Raw genomic sequence first — 9,395 nt, 5'->3', positions numbered from 1 at the left:
CGGGGAACCTCGGTGAGGTCGGCCCCGGCGGGGAATGGCAGGGTGAACTCCTCCCCGACGTCGCCGATGGCGTCCGAGACCGCGGTGGTGACGATAATGTGGTCCGGATAGAGCTGCCGGATCCGCACGGTGTGGCCGCGGTAGTGGAATCGATTCAGCAGGAATCCCAGCCCCCGATGCTCGAGTGTCTCCTCGGCGGCGGACCAGTCGGAGACCGGGTCGAGAGGCGAGCCCAGGCGATCGACGGGGACCAGGTCGGGGGCCTGAGACTCCAGATCGATCCAACCGACAACTTCACCGTCCGCACGGCGGTGCGGGATCCAATGGCCGGGGATGTCAGTCATGATCAGGAGGCTATCCCGTCCGGTCGATACCCCTTCGCGTCGATCCTGCGCCCCGTGTCAGCGAGGCGTACCGAACGACTCCAGCATCGCCTCGGTCCGGTCGCGCGCGGCCAGCGCCATCTCGGGATGAGTTGTGGCGTACAACTTCCCGGACTCGACCGCCGCTATGATGACCTCCGCCGCCCGAGCCGCGGGCACGGTTTCCTTCGCCATCTCGGTAACCGCCTCCATCATGGGTGCCAATTTCGCCCTGATCTCCGGCGGTATCGCCTCCGACTCGGGTGCCGCATCGCCGGACGAATCGGCGAATTCGGCCAGACCACGGAACATCTGCGTATCCACCGGTCCCGGGCAGACCACCGTGACCCCGACGCCGGGCGCGATCAGCTCCAGCTCGCCCCGCAGCGATTCCGAGATCGAGATGACCGCCGCCTTACTCGCCGCGTAGGGCGCGCCGAACATGCCCACGGTCAGCCCCGCCAGCGACGCGGTATTGACGATATGGCCGCGGCCCGCGGCGATCAGGTGCGGAGTGAACACGTGCACTCCGTTGGTCACACCCCCGACGTTCACCGCCCACAGTCGGTCCCAGGTGGTGGGGTCGATCTCCCAGCTCGGACCCCCGGCACCCATACCCGCATTGTTGACGACCAGATCCACCCGGCCGAACGCGTCGAGGGTGCGGTCGGCGAGAGTGCGAACCTGGTCGATCTCGGCGACATCGGTGGGTACGGCGATTACCTTGTCGCCCAGCGAGATCGCGGTCTCCCGCAGCGACTCGGTATCGATGTCGGCGATCGCCACCCGCAGTCCCCGCGCCACCAGTGCCGCGGCGAGAGCCGCCCCGATCCCGTTCGCGGCGCCGGTGACGACGGCGACCTGTCCTGCCTCCAGTTCCATGAGTCCTCCGTTCGGCCGGACCACCCCGTTGGTGGGCGGCACCACCATCGTCGCGGTGCGGCGGGTCCCGATACATCGTCCTGTGGGGCGATCTCCTCTGGTACCGGAGAACTACAACGAGATGTCCTTCGGAGTCGACTCGGATCGAACCGCAGGTCGCACGCCGATCAGCCGAATACCATGCCGGACTTGTCCCGCAGCGTTACGACTTGCCCCTCACGCAACGTGAGGGTTTAGCTTCGGGCAGGTGACAATCACCGTTCTCGATTCCTACTCGGCCATGAAGCAAATCCTGCGGGCACCGGCCGGCGATCGCGAAGACATGCTGCGATCGATGCTCGACCCGATAGCCGGGATGTACCGATACTTCCCGGAAGAGGTCGACCTGGTGGCGTTCCATCGGCAGTCGGCCGGGTTTCCGCTAGACCGCGACGAACAGCGTTGCCTCGACGCGCTCGAAACACTCGCGGAGGCCGGAACCTGGGAGCGCGTGCAGCAGGCGCTCTATGCCGCAGCGGCCGAATTGCTCGCCGCGACACCAGGATTCCACGCCCCGGATATCACCGTGCTACTGCTGCTCGGCGATCCGGGTGACGCCAACTTCATGGGCCCCAGCCTGGGCGTCACCGGCTTCGGCGGCATCTCCGGCTACATCATGATCACGTTGTGGCCCTACCCGGAGAACCTGGAACGACTGGAGTGCACCGCGGTGCACGAACTCCACCACAATCTGCGCTACAGCCCCGGTGGTGTGGTGTGGGATCCGATGACGGTCACCGTCGGCGAGCATGTCGTGGGTGAGGGCCTGGCCGACGCGTTCGCCCGCCAACTCTATGGCGACGACCTCGGCTACGCCCGCCTCGGCGTACCCAGCCTGCACGACGACGCGGTATTCGCGAAAGTCGTTTCCGGACTGGATATCACCGGTATGCAGAACTTCACGGCCTGGGTGCACGGCGACACCATCGCCGAGCACCTCGGTGTGACTCCGGTCGGATTGCCGACGGGAGCGGGGTACTCCGCCGGCAACCGGCTGGTCGACACCTACCTCGCGGTCACCGGCAAAACCGCGGCACAGGCCCTGCACGCCGACAGCGCGGAAATCATCGCCACGGCGCTCGAGTGCACCGGTGGACGACCAGGGCGCGCTGCCCAATCCGCGACATAGACGGAACCACGGATTGCAGTGCGCGCCAGTGGAACGCCACCCAGATCGCCTCGCTATCGCGGTCGATAGCTGTCGGCCGTGCGGTGAAGGCATCGTCGGCAATGACAGGTACCTGGTTCGGGCACAACACAATTCGGTTGTGCGGCCCGATTCGATGTCGACTGTGTTCAGATCGGCTACTGAGCGACGTTCTAGGAGTTTGCATGTGCGCACTACGCGGAATCTTCGTCGGCGCCCTGATCGGCGCCGCGACCCTGATCGGCGGGGGTGCCGCCATGGCAGCCCCCCTTCCGCTCGAATCGCACACCGCGGCGGCTGAGTCCGTTGCCACGCCGGATTGTTCCGGGGTAATCCACCCGCTACAGCGAATGACCTGCCTGCTCAGCTCACTCTCGGGCTAGCGCCGGCACCTCGCCGACCGCTGCCGGGACCGGCCGCGGAACATCGCGCCGACCAGTTCGGGGTCGATCGATTCCCGGTCGGCGCAGGGGCCGGAACTCACACCGCCCCCGCTCGTAGGCAACGAGCGAGGGCGGGACAGTAAAAGGAGTCGTAGCCGCGGCCGTGTCAGCGAAGCGGAGCGGTCTGCGCGAATCCGGGCATACCCGGAGCGGGGAAGGCTCCCGCGTCCGAGCCCGGCAGCGTCGGCAACCCCGGGAGACCCGGGAGACCCGGTACGGCCGGACGCGCGGGTACGCCGACCACATCCGGGGCACCCTCGCGATGAATGATCACCCGATCGCCATCGCGCTCGATGGTCACCCGGCCGCCATCCAGCTGTTCGCCGTCGGGCCCCACAGTCACCGTCCGGCTCGGATCGTGGTCGCCATCGCGATGCACGACGATCCCTTGGCTGGGACCCAGATCCTGGGCCGGATGGGCCGAGGCCACGGCCATACTGCCGAGTCCGGCGGCGAGCACGGCGCCCGCGCCCACGGCAATGGCAGCGGTGCGGGCGGAAATCTTGGAACGCATATTTCTCCCTGGAATCGGTGCTCCGGACCATCCGGAACGTTCACGACTCTGGTCGGGCGCGGCTGAAGACTCCCTGAACGATCCTGAAGAAGTCTTCAGGTTGGCCTGTCAGGATCGGCGCGTGCGAGTACTGGTGGTGGAGGATGAGGCGCGGCTGGCCGGCGCCCTGCGGTCCGGTTTGGAGGCCGAGGGGTGGGCCGTCGATGTCGCATCGGACGGCCTGCGCGGACTGGAACTGGCGCAGACGTCGGACTACGACGTCATCGTGCTCGACATCATGCTGCCGGGCCTCAATGGCTATCGGGTGTGCTCGCTGCTACGGGAGGCGGGGGACTGGACGCCGATCCTCATGCTCACCGCCAAGGACGGCGAACACGACGAAGCCGAAGCCCTCGATTCCGGCGCCGACGACTATGTGACGAAACCATTCTCGTTCGTCGTGCTGCTGGCCCGGCTCCGCAACCTGGTGCGCCGCCGCCCCGCACCCCGCCCGACATTGCTGCGCGTCGGCGACCTGACCCTGGATCCGGCCACCCGCATCTGCACCCGCGCCGGCACGGATATCGCACTCACCAGCAAGGAGTTCTCGGTGCTGGAAATCCTGGCCCGCCGCCCCGGCGCACTGGTGTCCAAACGCGAATTGCTCAGCGGGGGATGGGATTTCGCCTTCGACGGTGATGTGAACGTCGTCGAGGTGCACATCAGCGCCCTGCGCCGCAAGATCGACGCACCCTTCGGGCGCAACAGTATTCGCACCGTGCGCGGCCACGGATACCGACTGATGGCCGAAGGCGGCGACCATGTCTGATCGAACCCGCGTGTGGCGCCCGCTCTCGGTCCGAGCTCGCACCACAGCCGCCGCGACTCTGGTCGTCGCCGTGGCACTCATCGCTGCCGGCTGGGTGATGATCCACCACTTGGAGAGCAACCTGACCCGTGGCGTGGACGAGGTTCTCAACCGGCAACTCGGTGTCGCCGCCACCGCACTCCAGGACGGCGCACCACTCCCGCTCGTCGACCGAGCCGTGACCATCCGAATCGCCTCACCGGACGGCGAACCCCTTTCCGCCCCATTGCCTCCGTTCGCACCGACAGCCGACCAGCCCGGTGAACCGCGCCGCATCGTCTTCGCCGCCCCGGTACAGCCGGCCCTACGCGAAGCGTCGACGACCGTCCCCGTCCCGGGCGAAGGCGCGGTCCTGATCACCGCCGACGCGGACACCCAATCCATCCGCGACGCCACCCGGGCCACCACCCACCTGCTCCTCCTGGCGGCACCCCCGCTGCTGCTTCTGGTCGCCGCCCTGACCTGGTTCGCCACCGGCCGCGCCCTGCGCCCCGTCGACTCCATCCGCGGCGAATTCGCCCGCCTCACCACCCAGAATCTCGGCCGCCGCATGCCCGTCCCCGCCACCGGCGACGAAATAGCCCGCCTCGCCACCACCCTCAACGACACCCTGGCCCGCCTGGAACAGTCGACCCGCCGCGAACGGCAATTCATCGCCGACGCCTCCCATGAACTGCGCAGCCCCCTGGCCAATGTGCGCACCCCGCTCGAGGTCGCCGCCCGCTACCCCGACCGCGCCGAGTGGCCCACCGTCGCTACCGGAGCCCTCGAAGACCTCGACCGCCTGGAAGCCCTCATCTCCGACCTGCTCACCCTGGCCCGCCTCGATACCGCCCCGGACCTGCCCCTGACCCCACTAGACCTCGGCACTCTCGTCCACGACGTTATCGACCGCAGACCCGCCACCGCGATCACCTGGACCGTCGAGGTCGCCGACGATGTCACGGTGGCCGGACATCGCACCCACCTCGCCCGCCTGATCACCAACCTGCTCGACAATGCCGAAGCTCATGCCGAATCCCAAGCGACAGTGCGGCTTTCCGCGACCGACGGCCACGCTGTCCTCGATATCGTCGACGACGGCCCCGGTATCGCGCCCGCCGACCGCGATCGCGTCTTCGAACGCTTCGCCCGCCTCGATACCGCGCGCACCCGCGCCCGCGGCGGCACCGGCCTCGGTCTCGCCCTGGCCCGAGATATCGCGACCCTCCATCACGCGACGCTGGCGGTCGCCGATTCACCGAAGGGCGCACATCTCGAGGCGCGGCTTCCGCTCCTCGGCGCACTTCCCTAGTGCAAACGGCCTGCGTGCGGGTACTTCTCTACCGGGTGGGGCCTCTTGTCCGGACAGCGAGGCTGCGAGGAATACCGCGCCGCCGCGACCCTCGACTGAGTGGTTCGACCCCCTCGAAACCTGGCTCGAGTGGGCCCGCGATGTCCGCGGCAAGCCGCTGCCCGGCGGCCATTTCCTCGCCGAGGAGAACTCGGAGGAGGTTGTCCGCGAACTACAGGCATTCTTCGATAACCCGCACAGCTGACCGCAGTTCTCTCGTTTACGCCCTCTACCGGGGCTGATGCAAGTGTGCAAAGTCTCACACTCCCAGGTCGGCCCAAGTCAGGTGACCCTTACTGGAACGGGGGAAGTAATTCCGTCACACTGGTGTTGTGAAAACCGTGGGTTTGCGGAATGTGGGAGCAGGCACCGGGCGCCAGGACGGCGCCCGGACTGTTGTCGTCGCCGAACCCGCAGGCGAGGGCCATACCCGCGAGGCCATCATCAAACTACTGCTGGAGGAAGGCCCGATCACCGCGACCGCTATCGGTAAGCGGCTCGGACTGACTCCGGCCGGGGTGCGCAGGCACCTCGACGCGCTCATCGAGTCGGGGGAGGCGCGTGCCGCCCACTCCGCCCCGTGGCAGCAGAAGGGTCGGGGTCGGCCCGCCAAGCAGTTCCAGCTGACGGCCCAGGGCCGGGGCAAGTTGGGGCATGCCTACGATGACCTGGCCGGTGCTGCCATGCGACAGCTGCGCGAGATCGGCGGCGACAAGGCCATTGTCGATTTCGCCCGCAAGCGAGTCGGCACCATTGTCACCGGAATCGACCGTCTCGCCCGGCATACGCCGGAGGAGACGAACGCCAAGGCCGAGGAGATCGCCGAGGCGTTCACCGGCGCCGGTTTCGCGGCCTCGACGCGCAAAGTCGGTGCGGGCGTGCAGATCTGCCAGCACCACTGCCCGGTATCGCATGTGGCCGAGGAATTTCCGGAGCTGTGCGCCGCCGAACTGGAGGCCTTCCGCGACCTGCTGGGCACCCATGTGCAGCGGTTGGCGACCATTGCCAACGGTGACTGCGCCTGCACCACCCATGTACCGCTTTTTATGCCAACCGTAAGAACCAATACCGCTGAACCAGTTGCACAGCCCGCAACGACATCTACACACGACTCCGGAAGGAGTGCCGAATGACGACGACCACCGCGGCGAGCCGCGCATCGGATCCAGCCCAGGTTCCGCCTCTCACCCAGGAGGAGACAATTGCCTCCATCGGGACGTACGGGTACGGCTGGGCTGACAAGGATGTCGCCGGTGCCAGTGCCAAGCGCGGCCTGTCCGAGGAGGTCGTGCGCGACATCTCGGCGAAGAAGAGCGAACCCGAGTGGATGCTCGACTTCCGTCTGAAGGCACTGCGTATCTTCGACAAGAAGCCGATGCCGAGCTGGGGTTCCGACCTCGAGGGCATTCACTTCGACAACATCAAGTACTTCGTGCGGTCGAGTGAGAAGCAGGCCGCCACGTGGGAAGACCTGCCCGAGGACATCAAGAACACCTACGACAAGCTGGGCATCCCGGAGGCGGAGAAGCAGCGCCTCGTATCCGGTGTCGCGGCGCAGTACGAGTCCGAGGTCGTCTACCACTCGATCCGTGAGGATCTCGAGAAGCAGGGCGTCATCTTCCTGGACACCGATACGGCGCTCAAGGAGCACCCGGAGCTGTTCCAGAAGTACTTCGGCACGGTTATCCCGTCGGGTGACAACAAGTTCTCCGCGCTGAACTCGGCCACGTGGTCGGGCGGTTCGTTCATCTACGTCCCGCCGGGCGTGCACGTGGATATCCCGCTGCAGGCGTACTTCCGCATCAATACCGAGAACATGGGTCAGTTCGAGCGCACCCTGATCATTGTCGACGAGGATGCCTACGTGCATTACGTCGAGGGTTGCACCGCGCCGATCTACTCCTCGGATTCGCTGCACTCCGCCGTCGTGGAGATCATTGTGAAGAAGGGTGGCCGCTGCCGGTACACCACCATTCAGAACTGGTCGAACAACGTCTACAACCTGGTCACCAAGCGGGCCAAGGCCGAGGCGGGCGCGACCATGGAATGGGTCGACGGCAATATCGGCTCCAAGGTCACCATGAAGTACCCGGCCGTGTGGATGACCGGCGAGTACGCCAAGGGCGAGGTGCTCTCCATCGCGTTCGCCGGTGCGGGCCAGCACCAGGACACCGGCGCGAAGATGCTGCATCTCGCACCGCACACCTCGTCGAACATCATCTCGAAGTCGGTGGCGCGTGGTGGCGGTCGTGCCTCCTACCGTGGCCTGGTCCAGGTCAACAAGGGCGCCTACGGCTCCAAGTCGACGGTGAAGTGTGACGCGCTGCTGGTGGACAACATCAGCCGCTCCGACACCTACCCCTACGTCGATATCCGCGAGGACGACGTGACCATGGGTCACGAGGCCACCGTGTCCAAGGTGTCCGAGGACCAGCTGTTCTACCTGATGAGCCGCGGTCTCACCGAGGACGAGGCCATGGCCATGGTGGTGCGCGGCTTCGTGGAGCCGATCGCCAAGGAACTGCCCATGGAATACGCCCTCGAGCTGAACCGCCTGATCGAGCTGCAAATGGAAGGAGCCGTCGGCTGATGACGGTAGAGAATGTCGCCGTTGCCGCCGAGGCTCGCGTCCCGGCCGTGAACAAGGGCGAGGCGTTCGCCTCGTTCGACGTCAACGCGTTCGAGGTGCCCTCGGCCCACGACGAGGCGTGGCGGTTCACCCCGCTGCGCCGACTGCGTGGCCTGCACGACGGCACCGCCGTGCGTGACGGCCGGGTGGTCGTCGAGACGAACACCGTCGAAGGCGTCACCGTCGAAACCGTGGATCGCACCGACTCGCGCCTCGGCGCGGGCGGTGTGCCCACCGATCGCGTTGCCGCACAGGCATATTCGGGTTTCGAGCAGGCGACCATCGTATCCGTCGGCGCGGAATCCGAGATCGCCGAACCGGTCGTGGTGACCATTACCGGTCCCGGCGAGGGCAAGACCGCGTACAACCACACCCAGATCCGCCTGGGCAAATTCGCGTCCGCGCACCTGGTCATCGACCAGCGCGGCAGCGGAACCTACGCGGAGAACGTGGAGTTCGTCCTCGACGACAGCGCCAAGCTCGATGTCATCGTCATCCAGGACTGGGCCGACGACGCCGTGCATGCCAGCGCGCAGCACGCCAAGCTCGGTCGCGACGCCACGCTGCGGCACACCAACGTCACCCTCGGTGGCGATCTGGTGCGGCTGACCGCGACCGTGCGCTACGACGGTCCCGGCGGCGACGCCGAACTGCTCGGCCTGTACTTCGCCGATGACGGTCAGCACTTCGAACAGCGGCTGCTGGTCGACCACTCGGCGCCGCACTGCAAGTCGAATGTGCTGTACAAGGGTGCGCTGCAGGGCGATCCGTCCTCGAAGAAGCCCGATGCCCGGACTGTGTGGGTGGGCGATGTGCTCATTCGCGCCGCCGCCGAGGGCACCGAAACCTACGAGGCCAACCGCAACCTGGTGCTCACCGATGGCGCACGCGCCGACTCGGTGCCGAACCTGGAGATCGAGACCGGCGAGATCGTCGGTGCCGGACATGCCTCGGCCACCGGTCGTTTCGACGACGAGCAGCTGTTCTACCTGCGTGCTCGCGGTATCCCCGAGGAAGTGGCGCGACGCCTGGTCGTGCGCGGCTTCTTCCACGAGATCATTCAGAAGATCGCGGTCCCCGAGGTCCGGGAGCGGCTCGAGTCGGCCATCGAGTCCGAACTCGCCGCCGTCGGCATCTAGCGGTTCGCCGCTGGTGGAATCTAGCGGCTCGCCGCTGGCGGCATCTGACACCACACTTAC

The 9,395-nt window shown here is 66.7% G+C and carries 10 protein-coding genes; 7 read left to right on the top strand and 3 right to left on the bottom strand.

Annotated features, from left to right (window positions below; all coding sequences use genetic code 11):
- Positions 1-344: hypothetical protein (locus NU1_RS33050; RefSeq protein WP_067527494.1), on the bottom strand; the 344-nt coding region annotated here is incomplete at its 3' end.
- 57 nt (positions 345-401) lie between these two features.
- A complete protein-coding gene (locus tag NU1_RS33045) occupies positions 402-1,244 on the bottom strand; it encodes an SDR family oxidoreductase (RefSeq protein ID WP_067527522.1) in 843 nt (280 codons plus the stop codon).
- A 247-nt stretch (positions 1,245-1,491) separates the two neighbouring features.
- On the opposite strand from NU1_RS33045, the gene NU1_RS33040 reads away from it, so the two are divergent.
- Entirely contained in the window at positions 1,492-2,412 is a 921-nt protein-coding gene (locus NU1_RS33040) for a DUF2268 domain-containing putative Zn-dependent protease (protein WP_067527493.1), read from the top strand.
- A 203-nt stretch (positions 2,413-2,615) separates the two neighbouring features.
- Positions 2,616-2,813, top strand: a complete 198-nt coding sequence (locus NU1_RS33035; protein ID WP_067527491.1) for a hypothetical protein — start codon at positions 2,616-2,618, stop codon at positions 2,811-2,813.
- 166 nt (positions 2,814-2,979) lie between these two features.
- On the opposite strand, the gene NU1_RS33030 is transcribed toward NU1_RS33035, so the two are convergent.
- The gene (locus NU1_RS33030; protein WP_067527489.1) at positions 2,980-3,387 is read right to left on the bottom strand and encodes a hypothetical protein; all 408 of its coding nucleotides are present in this window, start codon (positions 3,385-3,387) and stop codon (positions 2,980-2,982) included.
- A gap of 121 nt (positions 3,388-3,508) precedes the next feature.
- Between NU1_RS33030 and NU1_RS33025 the strand changes: the two genes are divergently transcribed.
- From NU1_RS33025 to sufD, 5 genes are all read left to right on the top strand, one after another.
- Positions 3,509-4,195, top strand: coding sequence for a response regulator transcription factor (locus tag NU1_RS33025; protein ID WP_067527487.1), 687 nt, complete (start codon positions 3,509-3,511; stop codon positions 4,193-4,195).
- Positions 4,188-5,528, top strand: a complete 1,341-nt coding sequence (locus tag NU1_RS33020) for a sensor histidine kinase (protein ID WP_067527485.1) — start codon at positions 4,188-4,190, stop codon at positions 5,526-5,528. The genes NU1_RS33025 and NU1_RS33020 overlap by 8 nt, the downstream gene beginning before the upstream one ends.
- Positions 5,529-5,908: 380 nt before the next feature.
- Positions 5,909-6,700, top strand: coding sequence for a helix-turn-helix transcriptional regulator (locus tag NU1_RS33015; RefSeq protein WP_084522035.1), 792 nt, complete (start codon positions 5,909-5,911; stop codon positions 6,698-6,700).
- A complete protein-coding gene (gene sufB / locus NU1_RS33010; protein ID WP_067527483.1) occupies positions 6,697-8,157 on the top strand; it encodes a Fe-S cluster assembly protein SufB in 1,461 nt (486 codons plus the stop codon). Before NU1_RS33015 ends, sufB begins: the two co-directional genes overlap by 4 nt.
- Entirely contained in the window at positions 8,157-9,335 is a 1,179-nt protein-coding gene (gene sufD / locus NU1_RS33005; protein WP_067527481.1) for a Fe-S cluster assembly protein SufD, read from the top strand. Before sufB ends, sufD begins: the two co-directional genes overlap by 1 nt.
- Positions 9,336-9,395 lie beyond the last annotated feature (60 nt).

Source organism: Nocardia uniformis NBRC 13702 (assembly GCF_001613345.1).
In the GTDB taxonomy this organism is placed as follows: Bacteria; Actinomycetota; Actinomycetes; order Mycobacteriales; family Mycobacteriaceae; genus Nocardia; species Nocardia uniformis.
This window is presented reverse-complemented; position numbering and strand designations above follow the sequence as displayed.

Excerpts from the sequence above, each read along its gene's own strand:
- NU1_RS33045 (WP_067527522.1), bottom strand. The coding sequence starts at position 1,244 with ATGGAACTGGAGGCAGGACAGGTCGCCGTCGTCACCGGCGCCGCGAAC.
- NU1_RS33035 (WP_067527491.1), top strand. The coding sequence starts at position 2,616 with ATGTGCGCACTACGCGGAATCTTCGTCGGCGCCCTGATCGGCGCCGCG.
- NU1_RS33030 (WP_067527489.1), bottom strand. The coding sequence starts at position 3,387 with ATGCGTTCCAAGATTTCCGCCCGCACCGCTGCCATTGCCGTGGGCGCG.
- NU1_RS33020 (WP_067527485.1), top strand. The coding sequence starts at position 4,188 with ATGTCTGATCGAACCCGCGTGTGGCGCCCGCTCTCGGTCCGAGCTCGC.
- sufB (WP_067527483.1), top strand. The coding sequence starts at position 6,697 with ATGACGACGACCACCGCGGCGAGCCGCGCATCGGATCCAGCCCAGGTT.
- sufD (WP_067527481.1), top strand. The coding sequence starts at position 8,157 with ATGACGGTAGAGAATGTCGCCGTTGCCGCCGAGGCTCGCGTCCCGGCC.